Here is a 24,369-nt window from a genome sequence, read left to right as displayed (position 1 = left end):
CGCGAGGCTGGCGCTGCAGGTGAACGGTCCAGATCTTCTGGGTTTGGTCTCTGATCCACGGATGAGCGTGCCGTCCTGAGGTAGACCGTGGGCGATCGTGATATGAAATCAAGCAAGGCTTGGTTTCAATTGTAGCCGAGCCGATCAGGACAGCTGCACCGTTTCGTGAGAAAAAGATGACTTTTCCGGGTATGCGGAGCGTGTCTCATGGACAGGACAATCAAGCCAAGTAAAAGAAAATATTCGGCGCTCGTAGACGAAAGAAAACCTGTCGACAGCCCTGCACGGTTCGACCAGACCGCGGGAATCACCGCACCGGGCGAAGCATCTGCGCAACCAGGTGTTTCGCAGGAGCAGGTAGTTGAAGAAGGGCGGCAACGGCTTGGAAATGAGAAATTGGAATTTGAAGATCCGCACGTAGATCACCGTCCGATCAAACGACTGCGGCATAAAGGTGCGACGATCGATGCCGGGGATGCCACCCAGGATCATCCAACGGCCGCCGCCGGTTCCAGCCTCAGAATGACGGGTATTAACGCGATCCCGGCAGAAACTTTTGGGTTGATTGGTGCTTATGTCGGCTTGAATTCGCTGGAGGAGGGGACGCGTGAGTTGACGAAGCTACGCGTCCTAAACCGCAGTCTAAATGCCTCGATAGACCTTTTACCGGAGTTAAAAAAGGCGGAGCCAACCCTTCATGCTGTCGAACTTACACGGCGTCTTATCGAAAGCGCGCATATCAAACGAAAGCGTGATGATCTTTCCGACTATTCGGCCGGAGACGGTAAAGGTGATCCGGAAAGTTGGACGAGGGGTTATCTTCACGGTCACGTTGAAGACATCTATGCGGTTATGAAATTTAGTGATCCCGACTACAATTCCGCCTTGCTGAGAGCAGGCCTCAAGGACGTTGCCGAGCCAAATCTGCAATCCCAGGGTGGAATGTTGTACCGTTTTGCGGTGAATGCCAGGGAGTTCGATCGCGCTGAGCAAGAGGCCATTGCTGACGCATCCGTTAAGATACTGGAGAGTAGAAAGGGTGGTCAGGTCCCGGCCGCAAAGGCTTTTTTGCACCTGAAAGAGCATTTGCAGGATGATAAGGCGTTACAAAGCCATATCGTCGCTCTCGACCCCAGAATCTCAACTCAAGCGCAAGCCGATCCGGGTTTAGGAGCCGAATTTCGACGTGTTTTTCTGCGCGCCGAAAAGGAGAGAGCCGTCTCCGAGAAGCCGGGTGTGAGCGCTGAGGCGCAGCAAAAGGATATTGATCTTCATTGCATGCGGGATGCAGCGGCGTACGGGCAGGCGCATAAGAGCGCATGGGATCACTATAGAAGTGAGATCGCGGGGAAATTTAAAAAAGCATCTGAAGCCGAAGTGCTTGCCAAAGCCGCTACCGGATTGCGGGGAACGGATGAATGGCTCAAGACCGAAGATGTTGCGCTCGCGGTCCGGGATAAGTTTTATGGCGCGATGAGCTATCGGGAAGCGGAAAAATTGCTGACGATTGCGACAAGAGAATCATTCACCGTCAACGAAAAGCGAGCAGTTTTACTCGAAAGATCTCCTCGGAAAGACGGGCGTGCAGATTAACGGGCGTAACGAATAGACGGCGCAGCGCCATTTCGGTTGCGGTCACTTGGGGGTACTGCAGGCAGGCGCCGATGTAACGTCCCTGTTGCCGTGCATAATCCCGGCGGCGCAACCCCGGGTATCAGTACCTGCACGAATGCGTCAGTGCGGGGTCGGTGTGGTAGCGGGCCGCTCAGTAAAATATTGAGCGGAATCAACCGCCCCGGATTTGCCGGAGGCTTCAACTCATGAGAGATATGAGCAAGGCTATGAACAAATTCTCGCCCGAAGTCCGTGAGCGTGCCATTCGAATGGTGCTGGATCACGAAGCAGAGCACCCGTAGCGGTGGGCTGTCGTTTCATCTATCGCGCCAAGATTGACTGCTCACCAGCCACGTTGCACGAATGGGTCAAGAAGGCCGAGGCCAGCAGTGTGATCCATCGCATAGGCCGATGAGCGTGAGGGCGGACGAAGAGGGCACTATTACATTTGCAATCGGTTGAGGTTTGACAGCCAGTGACATCGTCGACACGCTCAGCGGAAGAGTGAGTGCCATCTGGCCATTGTAGCCGTCCGATGACGCCGTTTCGGATATCCTGGCAGAGTTGCAACTTGAACGGCGTCGAATGCCGACGATATGGTCCTCGGGACTTCATGAGCCTTCTCCGATTGAGGCCAGCAGAGTGTATCAGTTTTTCCGTGTCCCGTGGTCCAGCCCGAGGGGTTCACTCCAAAAAGGGGTCAATGTTCGGGTCTGACGCATATTTGATGACGGCTTCCTTCACATTACGCCGATCAATCGAGCCTGGAGAAGATCCAGTTTGGCGCGCCCATACATCTGCCTTTTAACGAGTTTTAGCTTGTTGATTTGTCCTTCAACCTGGCCGTTCGACCAAGGTTCGGTGATTGCGGCAGACACTGCTGCCTTGTCTTTCACGATCCCGTTAGCAAAGGAGGCGAACACACTGTCGCTTGCATCAGCGATCCACGGATCGAGTTCTGTCTTGGCCTTCCTTCGGATCATTGTTTGGAACCGATCAACTAGATTGCGGGCTTCGACCAGGGCGGGAACACCCGCTTCTATGGCCGCGATGATAATTGTATCCGCTTTGCTCAATTGATCGCGAGCAGTTGTCATCAATCGGGCAATCGTTCTCGCGGATGGCACCTTTTGAAGTTGCCGATCGCAGATCTGCTCGGACCGCCGTCGCCTTGCCGCCCACTCTGCGACCACACGAGAACAACCACGAAAGCCTCTGCATTTTAGCTGCCGCCAAAGTTCAGCGCCGTTGCGCTGCCCAGACGTCCAGAGTTGATCTAACAGGGGAAAATGAGCCTCAAGGGAACTTTGTCTGACACGGAACACATCGGATCTGTGGCCGCGGACAATCTGGCGCACGGTTCCACGGCTGTAGCCGGTTCGTCGAACGATTTCCTTTATCGGAACGCCGGCGGCGGCGAGCTTGCTGATCGTCGTATTCACGTCCTCGCGCCTCAGATAACTGTCATATTGCAGCCGTTCAGCGCAGTGAGTAGTTTAGGGTCGATCGTCGTAGCGCCAATTGCAGTACGGATTGCTCGCACGGATTTGCGCACGACGTCAAGGAACGCCGCGCTGGCGTTCTCCGTTAAATGCCAACGATCTGCGACCTGAGCTGCATGGGGTAAGGCCCTTGCGGCAGCTTCACGATAGCCGCCACCTCGATCGCGGGAAATGATAGTTATTTCGGGGTGCTGAGCGAGAAACGTCGAAACTGTTGCGATCTCCCGGTCAGGCAGAAGCTTGATAATCCTTCGCCTCTCAAGATCACATACGACGGTGCCATAGCGGTGATTGCGGCGGAAAGCCCAGTCGTCAACCCTGACGACGCTGAGCGTATCATCCGGCGCAGTGGATTTTCTTCTTACCGCGCGGATGAGCGTGTCATTGCTAACCGGGATCATCAAGCGTTTGGCAAAGGCTGCTGCAGGCCGCCCTCCCAAAGCCAATCCGAGATGATGTACGATGGTGTCAAGCCGAGCAGTTCGACGGCTGCGCTCCGGAACGACAAGCTCGCCAAACCTTTCCACAAAAATCCGGCGGCGGCAGAATGTCATCTTACACACAAAGCGCCTGGCCGATAACCGCAGTTGGACCTTGGTGCCGGCACAAGGCAAATCAGCGATTATTCGAACGTAGCGGCTATGAACACGATCTGACATTCGATTGCATAAGGGGCAGGCACGTCGGTTCGCGGCAGCACGCGCTGAAACAATGATAACCCCGTTGCTCTCGTCGGAACGCTCAACAATCAATCCGGCCGGGATCAGGGACGACAGACGAAATTTGGTCGCCATGGTACTGATTCCTCATTGATGACAGCACCAGCTTCGACCAGGAAATCATCAAATATGAGTCAGACCCAATGTTCGGTGCTGATTGACACGCAGGCCGCCGCTGATGCTCAAGCGCGAACTCTTCGGTGTTGCGTGTCATCTCACTCAGAAACTGCAAAGGAAGCGACTGTCGGGGCGACGTCGCCCGGGCGGCGAAGCGGAACGTTCCGATCACCGGCCCAAGGCGCCCTCGAGATTTATGCCGCGATCCGCAAACCGGAATCGGTGGAATAGAGATGGGTGTCCTTGGGGTCGAACGCGAAACCGAGCTGTTCGCCAGGGCGGACGCGGATGTCCTGCGAGACCGTCGCCGCGAATGCGGCATCGCCCACCAGCGCATGGATGATCCGGGTCGATCCAAGCTCCTCGATGAATTCCGCATAGGTTGTCAGCGCGCCGGGAGTGCCGGGTTCCACGAGACGGACCGACTCGGCACGAATGCCGAAGACGACCGCCTGTTCCGCATATTGTCCGGATATTTCCGGCCGGACCTTGATGTCGGTGCCATGGGGGTCCCGGAACCGGCCGTCGGCGGCGATGTTACCTTCGAGCAGGTTCATCGCCGGCGTGCCGACGAAGCCGGCCACGAACCGGGTCGCCGGATTGTGATAGATTTCGGACGGCGTGCCCACCTGCTCCACCTGTCCGCCGTTCATCACGATGATGCGGTCCGCCAGCGTCATGGCTTCATGCTGATCATGCGTGACAAAAACGGATGTGGCGGCAAGCTGGCGGTGTAGCCGCCGTATTTCCGCGCGCATCACCACCCGCAGCTTGGCGTCGAGATTTGACAGGGGTTCATCGAACAGGAACACGGCCGGCTCGCGGATGATGGCCCTTGCCATCGCCACCCGCTGCCGCTGACCGCCGGACAGCGCGGCTGGCTTGCGGCCGAGATAGTCGGTCAAACCGACGATCTTTGCCGTTTCCTCAACACGTCTTTGGCGCTCGGGCTTCGGTACTCCCGCCACCTTCAGCGCATAACCGATGTTGGCGGCGACGGTCATATGCGGGTACAAGGCGTAGTTCTGGAAGACCATGGCGCAACCGCGCTCCCGTGGCTCCATGTGATTAACGATCCTTCCGTCGATCGCCATGTCGCCCGACGTGATATCCTCCAGGCCGGCGATCATGCGCAAAAGGGTCGATTTTCCGCATCCGGAAGGCCCGAGGATCACGACAAACTCGCCGGAGCTGATTTCGAGGTCCACCCCGTGTATGACCGGAAGGTCACCGTAGGATTTCCGAATGTTGCGTAACGAAATTGGTGCCATAGGAATTCCCCTTTTTATGTGCGAATTATGATTGCGGGTTTCGCGGATTGCGCAGGAAATGGTATCCGGCCAGCGCGCAGGCGCCGCGGTTGAGCGAGGTCTCGTTGATCGGGGTGACGATTGGCCATCGCAGCAGCCGGTGTGCATCCTCCGGGTTCAGCAGGTTGCTGCCGATTGGCTCCAGCCGGATGGCCGCACAGATCGCCTGGAGAACGGGGCCAGGCATATAGGAGCAGACAAACAGCCTGTCGACATCGTATGTCCTGACGGCTATCTGGGCCGCCAGGGTCAGGGAGGCGCCGGCTTCCCTGCACCAAACGCCTACGGAGGGAGGAAGCTCTCTGCCGTTGCGCCAGTCCTCGACCCTTTCGAGATTTGCAATCTTGAGGAAATTCCCGATCGTGGGCCGGAAATCGTTCCTCGGAACGAAGTTGCCGATTTCGCCGGCGTTTGCCGAGACCCCTTCATAGAGTTCATTGTTGTGGACGAGGGCCCCGCCAACGCCTCCTCCGAGATAGAAGCAAAAATAGTGGCTGTGTCGCCTTGAGAGGCCTTCGCGAATCGTGCCGACCGCAATTGCCTTGGCGTCGTTCTGGATGGTCACAGGGAGCGAGAAACACGTCTCGAAATGTGCCTTCAGGTTCACCCGCGACCACGCGAGGGGATTGCCTATCGAAATGACCCGGCGGCCCTTCTCGATGAAAAAACCCTGTGCGGCGATCCCGATGCCGACAAAACGTTCCGTCGCGCCGACGGCTGTGAATGCTTCAGTGATCATCGCGGTTGCCTTGTCCAGCGTCCGGTCCGGTTCGCGGAAATCCCCGCTTACCTCCCTTTTGTAAAGGCGCTCGCCGGCCAGATCTTCGACCGTCACCACCAGACGCTCGTTTGCCAGCACCAGTCCGAGGACGAGCAGGCTTCCCGCTCGAAAGACCAGTCTTCTGGACGGCTGACCTCGGGTTCCGGTCGATTCCGCCTGTTCATCAAGATAACCGTTGTCGACAAGACTCTTGACGGTACGCGTCATGGTTTGCGGGGAAACGCCGAACTGGTGGGACAGCTCGAAGCGGCTCGGCGCAGTCCCTGAAATCACGGTCTCGAGCGTTTGAAGTTGAAGCTCGTTCAGCTCTCGATGAAACGTCACAAGATCACCCCGCTTTTCTCAGTTTCAACCTTAGTCCCAACGGCACAGGCCGGTCATAGTCCGCCTCCACGTCTTCATAACCCCGGCAGAAATTTCCCGGTCTGAGGATTGCGCCTCCGAAGGGACGAAACAACTGGACCGAGCCTCCACCGTCGAGATGCATGCCCTCTATCGCACCGTATCGCTGCAACAGCTCGGCAATATCGAACAACGTCGCTCCCTGTGCGATTACGTCACGAGCGGCATAGGTGGATTTGCCTTCCACGGCGAGGAGAAAAAGATCGCCGTTGGCATCGATGCCGGCGCCAAGCCTCGCAGCGCGTGTTTCATGCCAATCCGCTTTCCAATTGTAGGGCGATGGCTGGGTCAGATCTCCGGAGGCCCCTTCTATGAAGACCCCTTCCTTTTCGAAGACTGCGTCGTCGCTAAACGCGACGCCGTCTCTCACGAGACGCGGACCGGCTTGCACACCCTCCACGACCGTGCCGTTCCGGATGGAATACGAGACTGGCTGCCCTTGCCGGAGAGCTTCGAGCAGGCCCCGTTCTGGCTCATCTGAAAAGCGCAGTACGCACCCCGTCCTTGGAACCGGCATGCCGCCGCCCCGGGACATGGCCACGGCGAAGCGTCCGACGACGGCGACCTCGACGGCACTTTTGGCCCGCGGCGTCAGACCATCGATCGTACCGTAGTAGCGTGCTATCGCGACCGGCTCCGCCGACTTCTCCTGGAACGCTCCCGATGCATGGGAAAGAAGAACGGTTCCGTCGGGAAGGGTCACGGCAACATCTGTAAAGCAGAGATTCCTGATCGCGCTCGCCTTGCCATCGAAGACCAGGCACGCTCTGGGAACCTGGGGAGGGTACTGGATTACGCCCGCCGTCGCGACCATTCCCACGGGGTCGCCATAGGCTTCGAAATGGGTATCCAGCTCCCTTGGCTCGAAGAGGAAGTAATTGGCGTTCGAGAAGATTTCATCCCTGGCGAGACTGGCGCTGCGCAGGCGCATGTAGTCGGTATAGGCAAGCGGGATGGGATATTTCGAGGGTGTGGAGCTTCGTCTGTCGCTCCAGAGTTCACAGGCGGACGCCCCGGCATTCTTATATTGTCTGGCCATGGCCGCCGAGCGAGCAGCCCAAAGCTCCATCTTTTTTCCCTGAAGCTCGACCACGCTTTTATCTTCGATGCGGCGTTCCGGGGGCGGAACCTGGTAGGTCGGCGCTCCCAGCCTTGCCGACGCTAGGGCAGCTTCAATCGATGCGACGGCTTCGCCCGGCGGCGAGTCGTTGAATGGCTCTACCTGGAATCGTTCGGCATGAACGACTGCAATATTTGCCTTAAGTCCGGAAGCGAGGATCACGGTCTCTTTTCTGATAGCTTGCATGGTAGAGCCTTTCATATCGATCATTACTTCACACCGCCCGCGACGAATCCCTGGATGACGTACCGTTGGCCAAGAATGTAGATCGCCACCAGGGGCAGGGTGGAAATGACCGACCCCGCCATGAACCAGGTCCACTGGGCGTCGAACTCGCTCACCAGGCTGATGAGGCCGCGCGGGACGGTGTAGAGTTCGGGTGAGTTCAGATAGAGGATCGGGCGAAGGAGCTCGTCCCAGCTATGAATGAAGGCGACCACGAATACTGAAATGAGTGCCGGCACGGAAAGCGGGAGATAGATATCCCGGAAGATCCGAAAGGCCGATGCTCCATCCATGCGTCCGGCCTCGGCGAAGTCGTTCGGCAGTGCTGAGAAATACTCGCGTAACATGAATGTTCCGAACGATCCGACGAGGAACGATGGCACGATCAATGGCAGAAACGTGTTGATCCATCCAAGCTGCCGCATCAGAAGATATTCCGGGATGATTGTCACCTCGTTTGGGACGAACGCCGTTGCCAGCACGACAGCGAAAAGAAAATTCCGCCCGCGAAACGGGACTTTCGCGAATACATAACCCGCCATGGCGCAGGTGATAACCTGACCCACCGCGGCGGAGGTCGAGACGATCAGCGAATTGACAAAATACGTCGTGAAATCCCTTTCGGTGAGCACCGACGTATAGTTGGCGAAGGGAGCGTCGGTCAGCAACTGCGTCGGGACGAAGCTCGGTGGCAGGCTGAAGAGGTCCGCCGGCTCCTTGAACGAGGTAATCAGCATCCAGAGAAAGGGAGACAGTGTCACGAGGGCATAGACTACGAGCACGCCATAGAGGGCGGCAAGGAGCGACCGTTTATTCATGGACCCATCTCCGGCGTACATAGAAATTGGTAAGTGTGATGAAGCCGACCACGAAGCACAGCAGATATGCCAGCGCGGAGGCATAACCCATCTGGAAATGCACGAAGGCATTCTCGTAGATGAAGAAGGCGAGGGTGCTGGAGGCACCGTTCGGCCCTCCGCCCGTCAGGGCGTATGTAAGCTCGAAGGTCTGGGTTGACCGGACGAGCGCGATGATCAGCACGAAGAACAGGCTGCGGGACAGAAGTGGTATGGTGATTTCGAAGAACTGCCGAATCCTCTTGGCGCCGTCGATCTTTGCCGCCTCGTAGACGGAGGTGTCGATCGTCTGGAGGCCTGCGAGAAGAAGCAGCATGTAGAAGCCGCTGTCCTTCCATATGGCGACGATTGCCACGGCCGGAAGCGCCCAGGTTGGATCGGCCAGCCATGCCGGCGGCGTGGAAACGCCGAGCCAGAGCAGGAGATTGTTCAGGATTCCGAACTTGGTCGAGAAAATCCACCGCCATGCCAGCGCGACCGCGACGGTCGAGGTGATGTAAGGCAGGAAAAATGCCCCCCGGAAGAACGCGGATATCCGCAATGCATTGTTCAGCAGGACGGCAAGGACTGTCGCCAAGGCGATCGCGCCTGGAACGTAGAGAAGGGTGAACCATGCCGTGTTGAGGAAGACTTTCGCCGCCGCCGGCGAGGTGAGGATCTGGATGTAATTGTCGAGACCGACCCACTGGGGCTGGTCGAAGATCTGCCATCGCGTGAACGACATGATGAACGCCCATACCACGGGCACCAGACGGAAAACCGTCAGGCCGACAAGCGTTGGCAGCAGGAAGAAAAAGGCGATCCAAGGGAACGCGCGGGCGTTACTCTGCATAATGCTCTCCTGCGCCGGGAAAGAGAGGCTCTTTTCCCGGCAACGAAAATTTAAGGAGTTGTTGGCGTTTGCCTAGCGTTTGAGAACGCCGTTGCCGTAGTCGACAAAGCTCTTGACGGCATCGTTCAGGGACTTGCGCCCGTTGAAGACCTCATCCAGCTCGCCGTTCACACCACCCGAGCCGGACGCTCCGTAGCCCCTCCAGGCGTCCCAGTTCTTGGAGAACCCGGTATAGAGCTGCTGCTGGCCGATCTTGAGGATGACTTCCTTGTTGCCCGGCTGCTGGTCCCGTTCAAGCCATTCTGCACGCTCTGCGACCTCCTTGAAGGCCGGCACCTTGCCGCCGCGGAAGTCCTTGGCGCTGCGCGAGCCGTCCGTCATGTGCTTGATAAAGGCGGTCGCGATCTTTTGGTTCTTGGACGTGGCGCCGACGGCGAGCATGTCTGGCCAGGCATAGGCGCGGGTGGTTTCCGGCGTCGCATCGGGACCGAGCGGGATCTCGGCGATGCCCCATCGGAACTTGTTGCCGATGACGGTGCGATTGTTCGAAATGCTCCAGGAGCCATCGACCCACATGGCGGCCATGCCGAGAGGAAAAATGTCCTGATAACGCACGCCTTCCATGTCTTTGGGTGGCGGGGCGACCTTTTCCTTTACAACGAGATCGGTGAGGAACGAAAGGGCGGAGATCGCCTGCGGATTGGGCTGCAAGGCGGTTGCATCGGCATTCAGGTAGCGGCCGCCGTTGCGGTAGACCCATCCATCCGTTTGCGCGTAGCGCCCGAAGACCGAATATCCCCATCGATCGGGGTTCCCGTCGCCGTTCTTGTCTATGGTGAGCTTGTGCGCAGCCGCAAGGAAGTCCCTCCATGTCCAGCCGCTTGTCGGGTAGGACAGGCCGGCAGCGTCGAAGGCATCCTGGTTGTAATAGAGGACAGGGCCCTGCCAGCTCTGCGGGACCGCAAACAGCCCCCCTTTTATCCGGGCGACCTGAACGGCGCTTTCGGTATAACCGGCCAGGTTGAGGGATGTGGTGAAGGACGTCAGGTCCGCGAGGTTGCCCGCTTCGACCCATTGCTGGATGTAGCCCGACGACATCATCATCACATCCGGCAGGCTGCCCGAGGCTGCCAGCGCCGACAGGTTCGGCCAGTAGTCTTTCTGGGGCAATGCCTGAGCCTGAACCTTGATCCCTGGATTTTCCGCCTCGAACGCCGCGATGGCCGGCTTTTCCTGCTCCAGTTGGACAGGATCGAAGCTCATATATCGAAGGGTTACGTCAGCCGCCCAGGCGGGGCTTGTCGTCATGGCGGTCGTGGCCAGCGCCACGGCGAATGCTGTATTGCGAATCATCTATTATACTCCCTTTTATTTGTTCCCAATTAATTTCCATCATGGAAATTAATTGATGTCAACACCTCTAGTGATGTTTTGCAACAGGCTGATGACGACAGGCCGGGGACGGTTTCCGCCCCGCGGGCCGCGGGGCGAGCGAATTTCGACGATGGAACGGCGGCCAAACTCTATTGCACGGCAGGATACATACACCTGTAGTCACTTTGGTTCAGATCGCGTTTCTCAGTGGCGCGCGCTTGCGCGAAAGAAGGATTCAATTGAAATCACTCTAGAATACTTGGATAAAAACTACTTGAACTATTTCCGACATCGGCCAGTTGATTGGTCCGCTTATCTTCTGTCGCCCGGGCGGCCCTTGTTGAAAAGACCCTGGAAACCTCCCATTCTCGGCAAACTCATTGCTGCACTAGGCCGTGGTCCCAAGAGCGCGTTCCGTATCGTTCATGATGTCCATGACGGCCTCCCAGGTGGAGCGGGCGTCGAAGAACTCGTCGGGCTCGGAACCCTCTGTCCGGTCAGTGGGGTCGGGGTTCAGGAAGATCTCGAGCGCATCGTGGAAGACCTCATCCTCCGGTTCGTCATCTGGATAGTCGATGGCGTCGAAGAACTCGCCGTCCCCCATGTCCTGCCACTTCTTCCGGGCGAAGCGTGCGAATGCCGTGCCTGCATCCTGGAGAGCGAACATCATGGCGGGGCCATACTGAATGACCGTGAGATTGATGGTGGAAAGGGCCACGGTAACTCCGGCCTTCAGCTTGACGTTGTCAAACGCGCGCGGGCCCTTCTTTTGCAGGACGACCGAAACCGATGTGAGCTGGAGAAGCGCCAGCGCGCCGGAGCGGGCGAAGAGATTGATCATGTCCTGCAGGCTCTGGGTGTGCGTGAGGAGGACTTCGAGCATCCTCATCTTGGCGAACGACGCGTAGGGAATGAGCGCGCCGATCTGTGCATCATTCTCCCTTGCCGAGTAAAACATGAAACCCAGAAAGGTATCCCACAGCATCACGATTTGGGACTTTTTCACGAAATCAGGTTGTTTTTCGGCGACGTACTGACCTGCGGTCCGGCGCAGAAGCTCCGAGGTCCTGTGGGCCTTGCCGCTGATTTTTGTCAGGCCATCCTCCAATCCCTGCGAGACGATGTGCTGCTCCGCCAAATCCTTCAGGGCCTTCTGATATTGGTTCAGGCGCTCGGACTTCGTCATCATGGCGTCCCGGATCGCCAGCAGCTCGGCGACTTCATCTCCGGGCAGAGGCATCTTCCCAGCCTTGTTTGTGTCCATGTTCTGCTTGATGGCGATGATCTTCTGGGGCAGGTTGAACATAAGCATCAGCAAGACGGACGACACGCCGACCGAGGTAATGTAGCGTGGCTTGTCCTGATAGAAGTCGTCGTGATGGATGCCGGTGGTGAGATTGATGCGCTGGGCTATGCCGAGAAAGATCTTGTCCTGGAAAACGGCGTTGAAAAACTGCCGCCAGTTGGCTCCGGGGGCAATCAGGAAACCGATTGTCAGGGGAATGGTCCCGACCGCAAAGGGAATGACCCGCGGGAAGAGGGAAGTGTCCGGAACGTTGCTGGCGGACCAGACATCCCAGCTTATGGCTCCTCCGGTCATGGCGCTCAGCATGATGCTCTGCCACAAGGGCATGCCATCGCTGAAAGCCTGAATTTTGCTGCGGGTCTTGCGCGCGTTGGACCTGATGTGGGCCTTGGCGGCCTCGGGAAGAGCCGCCCATTCTTCCCCGATCGCACGCTCTATGTCCTTGCACTCCCCGGCGAGCAGGCCGAGGGCCTCAATTTTTTCCTGTAGTGCGGGCGTTAAGTCGCCGGCGGCATCGATGATCTCCTGAGGGAGATCAAGGCCCGTCTCGTGATGGACGAGATAGGCGCACAGTAGCTGGTGGACATGATAGCCCTCCCCCTGACGGATGTTCTCGACGGCGTTGGCCTTGAGGAAGGCGTTGCGATAGAAAAAGTCGCAGACTTTCTGGAGCGTGCCCTGAACGTTGGAAGCGGGCGTGGCCATGGTGACGGAAGTTGATGGATGATGATTGTCGTAAATAGGCTTTGGTCTGATGATCTGTTGGGTTTCTGGTTGATCGAAAGGCCAATATCGGGAACCTGCCGCCTTTTATGCCTCTTGCGCCTATGACGGGGATTGCCGGGGAGGGCCATGTCCGACGCTGGCCGGGCAACCGTGCGGAGGCGCAGTGCATGCACCTCGTATTCATCGATGGAATGGATGTTCAGCTGAGCAGGTTTTCGGACGTGCGGAAATGAGGATCGGCGGCCGACGGACCAATGAGCCAGGACATGTAGGCTCGTATCTGCAGATATTCGGGCCGATATTTGGTCACCAGGTCGATATTGGGTTTCATCGGGCGCTTGTGTGGACCGCGTGCCTTCTTCGAGCCCGGCGATTGGCTGATGACTGGAGCGGCAATCTTTCCGTGCGGGGTAATCGTATGATCGGATCATATGATAGCTTGGTCAGCAGGACGATATTTTGGGAACGGGCTTTCGCAGCGCCCGAGAACCCACCGACATTCATTTGAAAAGCCGGTGAAGAAGCCTGTACGACATTGGTTCGCCAGTTCACTCATTCCCGATCCACATCACCAGCGCACAATCTCAAGAATTCACCCATCCTCAACTGCACGATGACCTCAAGCGGCATGCGAATGCCCGGCGCCGGACAGATCGTTCCGGCGATCCCGAACGAACGTCGGACAGATCTGGAATGCGCGATCAACCTCGATGTCGCGCGAAAACAAGTTCAGAAACTCCAAGATGAGCTGAATGCGCTCGAGCAATGTTATTCATCTGCCTCGCCCGACGACAAACCGTTCTGCAAGGTAGCCGCCCTAGAGAAGGCTGCCGCCCTGACGACTACGAACCAAATCCTTCTGGAATACGAGAGAGAGGAAGCCAGGCGGGAAGCAGCCCGGCAGCGTCAACTTGCAACGGCTTCTGAAAACACCGGTCAGTTCATGATGGTCATCATCGAGCACCATAATGACGGACACCCCGCCGAAGCGCCTCCTTCATACGAGGAGGCGACCGGGAGACGATAATGGAGGAGTTGGGCTTGGGTGGGGGGGATAGATGGCAGTTCGTTTTGATCGATGGGGAGATAGTGGAAATGAATTTCAGCATTTTAGGAGGTTATTTTTAATGGCCAGGCGATTGTAATTCGGCTTGTATTCACATGTGAATGACGATTTCCATCAATCGATGATCAATTCAGGCAGCTATCTGGAAAATAAGGGTGGAGTTGAAGCCACCGGATAAACATCAAGGTGTTGAACCTTCAAAACACAAACCGGGCAAAAGTCAGAACCTCCGCTTAAGCTTCCTCCTTGATGCTTTCGTGCCAGGCGGCAACCATGTTGGGAACCTGTCGCATCATCTTCACGTCCACCGGAATGGGGACGCTTTGCTCGGCCAGACCACCCTGAGCGAGCAAGCGGATAGCGCCATGTTGATCGACAAACATGAGGCCGATGGAGGGGCCTCCATCATTCGCCCAGATTTCATCGCCAGTTGGGATCGCTTTCTCGAAGTGCGCGGCGAATGCCTTTGCGAGATCGCCGAACGCGTCAATGATGACGCCTTCCTTCCGCTGAGAGGTGTAGGTAAAGAAGTACCAGGCGCCTTCGCCCCGGAGAATGCCGGCGCGCTCGTTTGGCTCATTGACGTGGGAAAAGTTTCCCGGGTCCTGCGCCCAGCAACCTCTGACGAACTCATTGGCCGGGGGGGCGCTGGCATATTGGAGGGTGCCATCAGAGAGTATCGCCTTGCGTTTCATTACTTCCGCCAGGTACGTGTCCTCGGTTTCCGTGCGCATTGTCGTCGCAGCCTGGAAGTCCTTGGACGCTTCGTTCTCCTGGCGCTGCAATTCCCACTCCCGCAGTGAAGCCCAGACCGGGCTCGCAATCGTGTTGCCCTCGGGGTTTCTGGCGAAATAGTTAAAGCGGCCTTCGGAGGTGTTGATGCGGTCAAAGCTGGTCTTCGTGACGGCCAGGGGTCGCCCCAGGGAGGGGCCGGCGTAGTAGAAACTGCCGTCGGTCATCTCGCGTTTCTTCAAATGGTCCGCATAGGCCTTAGGAACCTCCACATATTGCCCGGTAAGCTCGGTCGCACTGGTGGGGCCGACGGTCTGCGTGACCTTGTCATCGGGAAGGAGGAAGCCGTCTTCTCCGCGGAAGAATTTGGGGAGGTGAATGAAGAAGCCGCCATTGATGGCCACAAAGGGACCCCTCAGATCGCGGACGATCTCCAGGGAGGTCTCCACGCCACTAGAGGGGCTGACGGTTTTGGTCCGGGCGTTGGCGATGCGAATGACGGTGAAGGCGCCCCTGTCCTTCATCAAGGAAAGGATCGAGTGAATTGCGGAATTGTCCGGGTGGGCGGTCTCCCAGTCGGCAGTGCGCTGAAAGCGATAATAGGTGATGCCTTCAGAGAGCTCGTCGGCGAGCAGGCTGTCATGCGTGGAGACGAATGGGGAAGACATTGCGTCGGGAATGGTTGAATTCAGGGGAATGATGATGGGTGCTTTGGATTGATGAGACTGTGAGTGTCGATGGATTGTTTTTTGGAAGGGAATGCCCGGATATTTATGCCTGCGGCAGCCTCTGACAATTGATCGCCGACATCGGGAGCATTGGGGCGGTGCAGGATCAGCTGAGCATGTTTGCGCGATTTTTCGGGAAGACCGATATGAGCGGCCGCCGTCTGCAGGTGCGGTAGGCCAGGTAAGCTCGTATCTGCAGGTGCAGGGTGTCGAAACAGGATGTGTCACCCGGGCGGATCACGCGCCATGGCCATATCTCGTATTCGCAATGCATTCCGGATCAGGAAACCGCCGGGCGGATTATATGCCGTTTTGGGTTCGTGGCTTCCAGATTTGGATTAGCGTATCAGAAAGTGGGGACTCTGCCGCAGGAAATATAAGGCTGTAATGTAAATTAGTATGTCTGTTTCTCTGTTTAAAAATTCATTTGTGGGACTGAACTGCAACCCGCTTTGACAGGACAGTCTGAGCCACCCCGGCTTTGCCGAAGACCCCAACGCGTCATTCTCTCCTGAAGCCCGCGCTCGCGCCGTGCGAATGATGACGGAACATGAAGCCGAACATTCCTCGCGGTGGGCCGTAGTCTCTTCCATAGCCGCCAGGATTGGCTGCTCGGCATATACGCTGATTGAGTGGGTGAGGAAGGCGTCACGACACGAAAGTAGTCGATCTATCCAACATTTGAGAATATAGGGTAATCACGCTGCCGGGATGGAAGCTCCCCGCCGCAACGGCCTGAGATCAAGACCGTTCGTCAGATCGGCAAAGTGAGGCTCTTATGTGTGGTACGCTGCTCACGGTGGCCGCTGGTATCGTTGCCTGGATTATGCCCGGTCATCGGGATGGCGCCGCGAGGAAGATCCTCGTTGGGGGCCATTCCACCGACATTGACGGTCTGGCTACGCCGCTTATCTTGATGTCACCGGGGCTTGCTTTGATTTTCTGGTCTTTCTTTTTACGGTGACAGGGTTTGTTTACACGACCTTCTTGTACCGTCAGGAAGGCTTGTCAGGCTTCATCGACGCGCTCTATTTCACTGTGGCGACGATGACAACGACAGGCTTCGGCGATATCACGCTGCCAGGGCCAGTAGGAAAGCTCACTTCGGTCGTCACCATGATCGTCGGAATTTCGTTGTTTGTACGCCTTGCTCAGTCGGTCGTCCGACCCTACAAGGTCAGCCATCCGTGTCCGCAATGCAGTTTACAGAGACATGATACCGACGCTGTCCATTGCAAGGCCTGCGGTATCCTCCTCAACATACCCAATAATAACGATTGAGGGGATAGTCATCGAGATCTCATGACTAAAATCGGGCCTCCAAGTGCTAAAGGCGCTCCAATGTCTAAAAAAAGTTCAACTTGAACGGCGTCGCCGCCGCGCCCATGGCGGCCGCATCAGGTCTTATTTCAGAGACTATAAGCTTGGGGCTGGCCCGCCAGACCCCGTAGCGGGGTTTTCCGAACAGCTGCGTGCGCTCGATCATCAACTCCGCCAATGCGGGTGGGATCTGTCCGCCGAAGACAATCGCTTTCGGATCGTAGACGGCCCAGATGGCGTTCACCAGGCGATTATAGGCCGGGGTAACTTCGTCCACCCACTCGGTAACACCGGGCCATTTTGGATCGAAGTGTTTTCTGAGGAAGGTGATCGACGGAACGTCGACGCCATGGGATCTCAGCTTCTCGAGAATGATCTGAAGAGCAGGCCGTCGGTTCACTTCGTCGTCATCGTACATTTGCGAAAACTCCCCCGCATTGCCGTTGCCGCCATGCAGGAGTTCACCATTGCATATCAGGCCACCACCGAAGCCGTAGTTGAAGCTGAGATAGGCGAAATCCTTGATGTAACGGCCGACACCGAACATTGCTTCAGCGATCGTGCCGGTCTTTCCGCCATTCAGTGCCCAGACCGGTCGATCAAAGTAGCTCGTCAGGAGTGGCCCTAGCTCGACCAGCGACCACTCGTGCAGGGGGAGGGAAGCATTGAAGCTGGTGCCACTCACATGGTAACCCGCAATTCCAAGGCCAATGCCAAAGAAGTTCTCGGTCGATAAAACCAGCGCCGCCTGCCGTTCGTATACCCAGTCACGGACCCGCTCAAGCGCCTCAGCGGCGGTGCGCTCTCGAAGCTGCACGTTGGTTTCCGCCAGGACCTGCCCTGAGAAATCCATGAGGCATACGTCGATCACGTCGGTATTGACCGACATGCCGCAGCACCAGGCGTAGCGACCATCCAGTGTAATCATCGGGCTCGGCTGGCCCTTTCCTAGACCCGGCTTGGGTTGGCCGAGACTGACTATTCCCCGATCCGCCAATTGGTCCAGCAGCCGGTGGATAGTCTGTTGCGCAAGATCAGTCAGACCGGTCAGCTCCGTTCGCGATATGCCCGCGTTGCGCGAAATTACCCTGAGAAGGCGTCGTTCGTTGGGGGAGGCAACCGCATCGTCGGTCGTCCTGAAAAAGCGTGGGGCGATCAGAGCTTCCGGTGAATATCCCATATGATTTCTCCTGCAATTCACTGATGGCGAGTAGATAGGTCGGACGATGGAGTTCGTCCTAGACCTGTAGCCTCGATCTTTTTGTTGTTCAAGCTCTTGCATTTCGTCATATTATTATTACTCTACCTGAGTAACTAAGGCGTCGCCATTATCGCCGAGGAGGGCTCGGCGATGTCTTAAACGGAGGGCACAATGAAATTTTTCACACTTACGGCTACGGCCGCGCTTCTTGCTGGTGCGGTATCCGCGCATGCTGCAAATATTGAATTCTGGTATGGCAATACTGGTCCCGTCGAAGTCGCCATAAGGGCGCAATGCGACGCGTTTAACGCCGCACAGGCCGATCACAAGGTCAACTGTGTCGGTCAGGGCAATTATGAAGTTCTGATGCAGAAGGCGATTGCCGCCTATCGCGCCAAAAACGCCCCGATCCTTCTGCAGGTCCTCGATGCCGGGACGCTCGACATGATGTTGTCGGACGCGGTCGTGCCGGTTCAGGACGAGCTGCCGGACGTGAAGTGGGACAGCTACATTGCAGGCGCGCGCACCTATTATGAAACATCGAAGGGCAAGCTCTTCGCCCAGCCCTATAATGCATCGACACTGCTGTTTTACACCAATAAGACCGAGCTGGAAAAGGCCGGTGTCACCAAGACTCCACAGACCTGGGAAGAAATCATCGAGGCTGCACGCAAACTGAAGGCCAATGGTAGCGCCTGCCCATTTGTGACGAACGCCGAACCATGGATCGTTTTCGAACAATTCTCCGCCCGCCATGGCCAGCCGATTGCTTCAAAGCACAATGGTTATGACGGGCTCGACGCGGAATATGTTTTCAACAAGACTCTGGCCGCCAAGCATCTCGCCAATCTCGTCGACTGGCGCAATGAAGGTCTGGTCCGTTTGAACGCGGATACCAAAGGCGGTAATCTCGTTGCAGCCTTCAGTTCGGGCGAATGTGCGATGATCGAGGCATCCTCCGGCTCCTATTCGACATTCACGAAAGCGTTTGAAGGTAAATACGAGATCACCGTCGCCATGGCGCCGATGTATGCGGGTGAGAAACGTCACAATACATTCGTCGGCGGCGCGTCGGTCTACATCATGAAGGGGCATGACAAGGCGGAGGTCGATGGTGCCAAGGCCTTCCTCAACTTCCTGCGTCAGCCGGCGCAGCAGATGACGTTTTCGGCTGCAACCGGTTATGTGCCTGTCACCAACGATGTGCTCGACGCCATCGCCAAGAGCCCGGATGCGAAGTCGCCCAAATTCGCCACCGCTGCAATCGGCATTGGCTCAATGAGCGAACCTGCGACGCCTGACACCCGCGGCATCCGCCTTGGCTCCTATATCCAGTTCCGGCAGATATGGACGGAGGAAACCCAGAAGGCTTTTTCTGGCCAGCAGACCATGCAGGTGGCGCTAGACAAGGCCAAGACGCGTGGCGATGAATTGCTGCGTCGTTTCCAGCAGACCTACAAGGGCGTAGAGCTACCCTGATCTGCAGTCATGGTGTGCGGCGTATGCACGCCCCACACCACTCCCATAGGCCGGGGTTTTGTCATGTTTCTTGAATCCACCATGTTTCGGCATCGATGGTTGCCGCTGCTTTTCGTGGCTCCGCTGCTGTTACTTGTTATCCTGTTCTTCTATGCGCCTGTGTTTCAGGCGTTCTACTGGTCTTTTTTCCTGGAACGTCCCTTTGGCGGCGGCTCGGAATTTGTCGGCTGGGGCAATTTTGTGCGCGTCCTTTCCGACCCGGAGTTCTGGAAGGCCAGTTGGCGCACGCTGATCTTCATGGCAACGGCCTCGTCATTGGCGGTTCTCGTTCCGCTGATCCTGGCGATTGCCGCCGATCGCAAAATCCGCATGTCATTGCCGGCCAGAAACGTTCTTGTCTGGCCAAAGGGCATCGCCGGCGCGTCGATTGGCCTCGTTTTCTCCTTCATCTTCAATCCGTTCGTCGGTGTGCTTACGCCGCTGAACGAGATGTTTCCCGGTATATGGAATCCCGGTTTTGACAGTTTCGACGCCTATGTCACGCTGATTGCGGCGCATGTCTGGGGCAATATCCCGTTCAACTTCGTGATCCTTCTCGCGGGGCTGCGCGCCATACCGCATACCGTCGTCCAAGCAGCCGCCATGGACGGTGCCGGGCCGTGGCGGCGAATCTTCGATGTGCAATTGCCGCTGATAATGCCGCAGCTTTTTCTGACGCTTGTGCTGGAATTCACCGAAAGCGTCACCTCGGCCTTTGCGCTCATCGACACGATCACCAAGGGAGGGCCCGGCGGTGCCACGACGCTTCTCGTCTACAAGATCTATCTCGATGGGTTCGGCAGCTATGATCTGTCCGGGGCCTCCACACAGACTGCGATACTCATGGTCTTCTTCATTCTTGTCGCCGCTTTGCAGTTCGCGCTGCTCGGCCGGCGCATTAACTACGAGCGCTAAGCCATGGTCGAGAACGCACGCTCCATCAATATCTTCGCGAGCCTGATCCTGATCATCGGTATCGCTTATATCGTCGGTCCGCTCTATCTGACGCTCACCACAGCTTCACACTCCTATGAGTTCATGCTTCAGAACGGTCTCGTCTGGTCTCTCGGCGGCGATCTTTTCGCCAACATGAAGCGGATATTTACCGATACGCTAATCCCGCTCCAGATGATAAACAGCCTGGTCGTTGCGGCGGGAACTGCGGCTGGGCTCTGTATTCTGTCGTTCCTGTCGGCCTATGCGATTGTCTATTTTCGGGTGCGCTGGGCGGGCATCGTTTTCGCCCTGATCCTTGCCACCGTCATCCTGCCGCTCGATATGCGCTTCGTGACCACCTATCAGGTCGCGTCCAACGTGTTCTCTCCTTTGAACGCCGTGCTTGATGCGACCGGACTCAATGAACTGATCAGCACTGTGTTCGGCGCCCCTGTTCATATGGAATGGAGCATTCTGAATACCCGGCTTGGCCTTGTCGCGCCTCTTCTCGCACATGGCATGGGTACGTTCCTCTTCCGGCAGTTTTTCCTGACGCTGCCGAAGGACCTGTTCAAGGCCGCCCGGATGGACGGTGCAGGGCCAATCCGGTTCCTGTTCGACATCCTGTTGCCGCTCTCGCGCACCAGCTTCGCTTCGCTCTTTGTGCTCACCTTTCTTTCTGGATGGACACAGTATCTGTGGCCGCTGGTCGCATCCTCGACCGCTGATACCCAGACGGCGGTTGTTGGGCTGGCGCGCCTCGTGCCCGACGAGGGCGCGGTTCCGGATTATCCGCTGATCATGGCTGGTGCCATCCTCGTATCCATCATTCCCCTGATGATGATCGCCCTTCTGCAGCGGTATCTCGTTCAGGGCCTCGTGCTTTCGGAGAAATGACAATGAATGCCATAGATTCCGCGATCCATATTGCGGCCGCCAATATCCGGCTCGACGGAGTGACCAAATCCTATGGCGCCGTCACAGTCATCCCAAAGCTCGACGTTGAGTTCAAGGCCGGGGAATTCACGGTGGTCCTTGGTCCCTCCGGATGCGGTAAGTCCACACTCATGCAAATGATCGCGGGTCTTGAACGTGTGAGTGGTGGCAAAATCATCATCGGCAACCGTGAAGTTCAGGAACTGGAGCCGAAGGAACGCGGCTGCGCAATGGTGTTCCAGAACTATGCACTTTATCCGCATATGACGGTGTTCGATAACATTGTCTACAGCCTGAAGATTGCCGGTTTCACCAAGACCGAACGACGCGCTCGCGTCGAGGTGGTCGCTAAAATGCTGGGCCTTGCCGATTATCTCGATCGCAAGCCCGGGCAGCTTTCCGGCGGCCAGCGCCAGCGTGTGGCGATCGGTCGGGCCATTGTTCGTGAGCCAGCGGTGTTGTTGTTTGACGAACCGTTGTCGAACCTCGACGCGCAATTGCGTCATGACACCCGCATCGAGCTTGCCGAGCTGCATCGGCGGATCGGCGCGACCACGGTGTTCGTCACCCACGATCAGGTTGAGGCCATGACGCTCGCCGACAGGATCCTCATCCTCAACAAGGGTGAGATCGAGCAATATGACACGCCCAAAGCGATCTACCATCATCCGGCCTCGGTCTTCGTCGCGAAGTTCATCGGCGCGCCACCCATGAACATCCTGCCAGTTACCGGCGACGGTTCGGTGCTGCGCCTGTCCGATGGCCAGCCTGTCGCCGAATCCCACCTGAAGGGAGAGTTCCAGCTGGGGGTTCGCCCCGAGGACGTCATAGCGGAAAACGGCGCGCAGGCTTCGGGTCTGAAGGCGCAGGTCCGCTACCGCGAGGATCTTGGTTCTCATTCCATCGTCGCCACTGAACTCTCAGGCACGACCGTTCGTATCGCAACGCCATTCGGCTCTGAAGCGCCTGATGGCAGTGAGCTGCTCCTCTCATTTCCCCCAAAACGGCTGCATCTCTTCGATGCGAAGTCCGGCAAGGCGATCTCCGGCGTGTTCAGCGCCGCAACCAAGGAACAGAAATGAACTATTTCGAGTATATGGCAGATCTGCACCGTCAATGCGCCATCGTCGCCCATCGTGGTATCTGGAGCGACGCCCCGGAAAACAGCCTTCTTTCAATCCGCAGGGCCATCGAAGCGGGATATGACGTCGTCGAGATCGACATACGTCGCACGGCGGACGGGGAATTCGTTCTTCTCCATGACGATACGCTGGAGCGCATGACCGAGGTGGACAAACAGCCGGAGCAGATGACGTTGGAAGAATTGACGTCGCTTCCCCTGCGCAATCGCGATGGCGGGCCGGGCAATCCTGTAACCGATGAAAAACTTCCAAGTTTGCGGGAGGTGTTCGAGCTCACGCGCGACAGAATATTCATCCACCTCGATATCAAGCATCGTCATGTCATCCCGGAAGTTTTGGGCCTTGCCAGAGAGATGGATGTGGACCAGCAGGTCGACTTCTGGGCAGATTTGAAGACAGAAGAGGACCTCGACTGGATCCGGGCGAATATCACGTCGCAGAACGTTCCCTTCATTGCCCGGACCCATCTGGAGCACGACAATGCCGACGAACAGGTGGAACTCGCCCTGCGATTAAAACCGTTCGTCTGCGAGGCTTCGTTCAAAGAGCTGTCGCAGGTCGCCACGATCCAGCAACGCTTCCACAACGCCGGCATCACGCTTTGGGTCAATACGCTCGATTCCGTCGCCTCGCCCGGATTTACCGATACTGCGGCGCTTAACGATCCCGACGCAATTTGGGGACGGCTGCTTCGGGCGGGTTTTTCCTCAATCCAGACCGACGAGATGGCGGCGCTTCGCTCCTATATCGAGGGCAGAAAGCCAAAAATCGGGAGGAGTACTGTGGCGATCTAGAGCATTTCCGATGAACAGGGGCTCACGGGAAATGCTCAAACCCGTGGACAATAGAAAGAGAGAGAGAGAGAGAGAGAGAGAGAGAGAGACGCCGATGCAGTTCGATCTTCGTGAACTCGCCAACAAGGTCCGTCAGGCTGCCTGGCAGGAAATCCTTCCGCGCTTCCAGAAAGTACAGGAGTTGGACGTCCGCGCGAAGGCGGACGCGACCGATCTGGTCACGGCGGCCGACGAGGCGGCCGAGCAATTCCTGAAACAGGCAATCGAAAGCATGATGCCGGGTGTTCTGTTCGTGGGTGAGGAAAGTGCGTCAAGGGATCCGGGGCTTCTCGATCGTCTTGACCATGCCGAAACGGCGATCGTTGTCGATCCGTTGGACGGGACGGCGAATTTCGTGGCGGGCATGCCGCTTTTCGGGGTCGTGGCCGCTGTCGTTCGCCAGGGTAAATCGGTTGCGGGCGTGATCTATGACCCGATGAACGACGACTGGATCATGGCTGAACAGGGCAGTGGCGCATTTTTGATCCGTGCTGACGGGACGGAACAACGTCTGTTCGTCTCCGAGCCGGCCCCCTTGCCTGAAATGGTGGGCTATGTCTCGACCGATTTCCTGCCAATCGCGGTCAAATCCGATATTCTGGCGAGACTTGCAAAGCCCAAAATGTTCTCCAGCCATCGATGCGCGGCCCATATGTATCGTGCCTTCGCGCGCGGCCACGGTCATTTCGTGATGCTGGACCGGCTGACGCCCTGGGATCATCTTGCGGGAACCCTGATCGCAACGGAAGCCGGAGCCTATGTCGCATGTCTGGATGGTTCATCCTACAGCACGGCTAAACGTTCCGGCGCGCTTTTGACGGCGACGGACCCCGATAGCTGGCAAGTTCTCGCAAGTGAGGTCTTTGCGCATGATGGCTGGGGTTTTTCGGCAGTGCCCCCCTCGCACCGCACGAAAGAACGGCCGTGGCATGGGCTTTACGAACGCCGCAACAATAGCTGACTGCGAACCTTTGTCGCTGGGTTGATGCGGCACGATAGTTTTTTCCTTCCTCCCTGGGAGGGGTGCCGCCTGCCACATTGGTGGACCGGTGGCGCCCCTCTTGGGAGTGAT

18 protein-coding genes and 4 pseudogenes are annotated in these 24,369 nt (G+C 57.3%); 11 read left to right on the top strand and 11 right to left on the bottom strand.

The genetic code is table 11. The features are described from left to right. The first annotated feature begins 207 nt into the window (after positions 1–207). Together RS75_RS21505 and RS75_RS26465 are read left to right on the top strand one after the other, a co-directional pair. Positions 208–1,593: a hypothetical protein gene (locus tag RS75_RS21505; RefSeq protein ID WP_045024299.1), complete on the top strand. Its 1,386-nt coding sequence runs from the start codon at positions 208–210 to the stop codon at positions 1,591–1,593. A gap of 236 nt (positions 1,594–1,829) precedes the next feature. Further along, positions 1,830–2,005: pseudogene (locus tag RS75_RS26465) on the top strand (transposase); the annotation flags it as partial. A 349-nt stretch (positions 2,006–2,354) separates the two neighbouring features. On the opposite strand, the pseudogene RS75_RS21495 reads toward RS75_RS26465, so the two are convergent. The 9 genes and pseudogenes from RS75_RS21495 to RS75_RS27335 form a co-directional block, all read right to left on the bottom strand. Further along, positions 2,355–3,910, bottom strand: a pseudogene (locus RS75_RS21495) (ISL3 family transposase). A gap of 236 nt (positions 3,911–4,146) precedes the next feature. Next, positions 4,147–5,223 (bottom strand): ABC transporter ATP-binding protein, encoded by a 1,077-nt coding sequence (locus tag RS75_RS21490; protein ID WP_045024291.1) that lies wholly within the window; start codon positions 5,221–5,223, stop codon positions 4,147–4,149. Between the two features lie 25 nt (positions 5,224–5,248). Further along, positions 5,249–6,367, bottom strand: a complete 1,119-nt coding sequence (locus tag RS75_RS21485; RefSeq protein ID WP_045024289.1) for an ROK family protein — start codon at positions 6,365–6,367, stop codon at positions 5,249–5,251. Positions 6,368–6,371: 4 nt separating this feature from the next. After that, entirely contained in the window at positions 6,372–7,775 is a 1,404-nt protein-coding gene (locus RS75_RS21480; protein WP_045024288.1) for a phosphodiester glycosidase family protein, read from the bottom strand. Continuing rightward, complete coding sequence (locus RS75_RS21475; protein WP_045024286.1) at positions 7,775–8,608, bottom strand: carbohydrate ABC transporter permease; 834 nt, start codon at positions 8,606–8,608, stop codon at positions 7,775–7,777. Before RS75_RS21475 ends, RS75_RS21480 begins: the two co-directional genes overlap by 1 nt. Then, positions 8,601–9,479, bottom strand: a complete 879-nt coding sequence (locus tag RS75_RS21470) for a carbohydrate ABC transporter permease (RefSeq protein ID WP_045022991.1) — start codon at positions 9,477–9,479, stop codon at positions 8,601–8,603. The genes RS75_RS21475 and RS75_RS21470 overlap by 8 nt, the downstream gene beginning before the upstream one ends. A gap of 72 nt (positions 9,480–9,551) precedes the next feature. Further along, positions 9,552–10,832: an ABC transporter substrate-binding protein gene (locus RS75_RS21465; RefSeq protein ID WP_045024285.1), complete on the bottom strand. Its 1,281-nt coding sequence runs from the start codon at positions 10,830–10,832 to the stop codon at positions 9,552–9,554. Between the two features lie 409 nt (positions 10,833–11,241). After that, the gene (locus RS75_RS21460; protein ID WP_045022993.1) at positions 11,242–12,864 is read right to left on the bottom strand and encodes a hypothetical protein; all 1,623 of its coding nucleotides are present in this window, start codon (positions 12,862–12,864) and stop codon (positions 11,242–11,244) included. Positions 12,865–13,084: 220 nt separating this feature from the next. After that, on the bottom strand, positions 13,085–13,216 hold the full coding sequence (locus RS75_RS27335; protein ID WP_267884628.1) for a hypothetical protein: 132 nt from the start codon (positions 13,214–13,216) through the stop codon (positions 13,085–13,087). 204 nt (positions 13,217–13,420) lie between these two features. Here RS75_RS27335 and RS75_RS21455 point away from each other — a divergent pair, with 204 nt between their 5' ends. Continuing rightward, positions 13,421–13,912 (top strand): hypothetical protein, encoded by a 492-nt coding sequence (locus tag RS75_RS21455; RefSeq protein WP_152643173.1) that lies wholly within the window; start codon positions 13,421–13,423, stop codon positions 13,910–13,912. Positions 13,913–14,184: 272 nt separating this feature from the next. Here RS75_RS21455 and RS75_RS21450 read toward each other — a convergent pair whose 3' ends face one another. Next, complete coding sequence (locus tag RS75_RS21450) at positions 14,185–15,351, bottom strand: hypothetical protein (protein WP_045024283.1); 1,167 nt, start codon at positions 15,349–15,351, stop codon at positions 14,185–14,187. 597 nt (positions 15,352–15,948) lie between these two features. Here RS75_RS21450 and RS75_RS27475 point away from each other — a divergent pair. Next, a pseudogene (locus RS75_RS27475) lies at positions 15,949–16,083 on the top strand (IS3 family transposase); the annotation flags it as partial. A 243-nt stretch (positions 16,084–16,326) separates the two neighbouring features. Next, positions 16,327–16,692, top strand: a pseudogene (locus tag RS75_RS25890) (potassium channel family protein); the annotation flags it as partial. A 64-nt stretch (positions 16,693–16,756) separates the two neighbouring features. Here RS75_RS25890 and RS75_RS21440 read toward each other — a convergent pair. After that, complete coding sequence (locus RS75_RS21440) at positions 16,757–17,911, bottom strand: ROK family transcriptional regulator (RefSeq protein ID WP_045024279.1); 1,155 nt, start codon at positions 17,909–17,911, stop codon at positions 16,757–16,759. 192 nt (positions 17,912–18,103) lie between these two features. On the opposite strand from RS75_RS21440, the gene RS75_RS21435 reads away from it, so the two are divergent. The 6 genes from RS75_RS21435 to RS75_RS21410 all read left to right on the top strand — a co-directional run bounded on the left by RS75_RS21435 (position 18,104) and on the right by RS75_RS21410 (position 24,258). Beyond that, positions 18,104–19,411, top strand: a complete 1,308-nt coding sequence (locus RS75_RS21435; protein WP_045024277.1) for an extracellular solute-binding protein — start codon at positions 18,104–18,106, stop codon at positions 19,409–19,411. 63 nt (positions 19,412–19,474) lie between these two features. After that, on the top strand, positions 19,475–20,365 hold the full coding sequence (locus RS75_RS21430) for a carbohydrate ABC transporter permease (protein ID WP_045024276.1): 891 nt from the start codon (positions 19,475–19,477) through the stop codon (positions 20,363–20,365). A 3-nt stretch (positions 20,366–20,368) separates the two neighbouring features. Then, positions 20,369–21,283: an ABC transporter permease subunit gene (locus tag RS75_RS21425; RefSeq protein WP_045024274.1), complete on the top strand. Its 915-nt coding sequence runs from the start codon at positions 20,369–20,371 to the stop codon at positions 21,281–21,283. A gap of 2 nt (positions 21,284–21,285) precedes the next feature. After that, positions 21,286–22,404, top strand: a complete 1,119-nt coding sequence (locus RS75_RS21420; protein WP_045024272.1) for an ABC transporter ATP-binding protein — start codon at positions 21,286–21,288, stop codon at positions 22,402–22,404. Next, entirely contained in the window at positions 22,401–23,258 is an 858-nt protein-coding gene (locus RS75_RS21415; RefSeq protein WP_045024270.1) for a glycerophosphodiester phosphodiesterase family protein, read from the top strand. The genes RS75_RS21420 and RS75_RS21415 overlap by 4 nt, the downstream gene beginning before the upstream one ends. Positions 23,259–23,352: 94 nt before the next feature. Continuing rightward, positions 23,353–24,258, top strand: a complete 906-nt coding sequence (locus tag RS75_RS21410; protein ID WP_045024269.1) for an inositol monophosphatase family protein — start codon at positions 23,353–23,355, stop codon at positions 24,256–24,258. Positions 24,259–24,369 lie beyond the last annotated feature (111 nt).

Source organism: Rhizobium nepotum 39/7, assembly GCF_000949865.1.
GTDB classification, from domain to species: Bacteria; Pseudomonadota; Alphaproteobacteria; order Rhizobiales; family Rhizobiaceae; genus Agrobacterium; species Agrobacterium nepotum.
The sequence above is the reverse complement of the archived record's forward strand: the minus strand, read 5'-3'. Positions and strand labels throughout refer to the sequence as shown.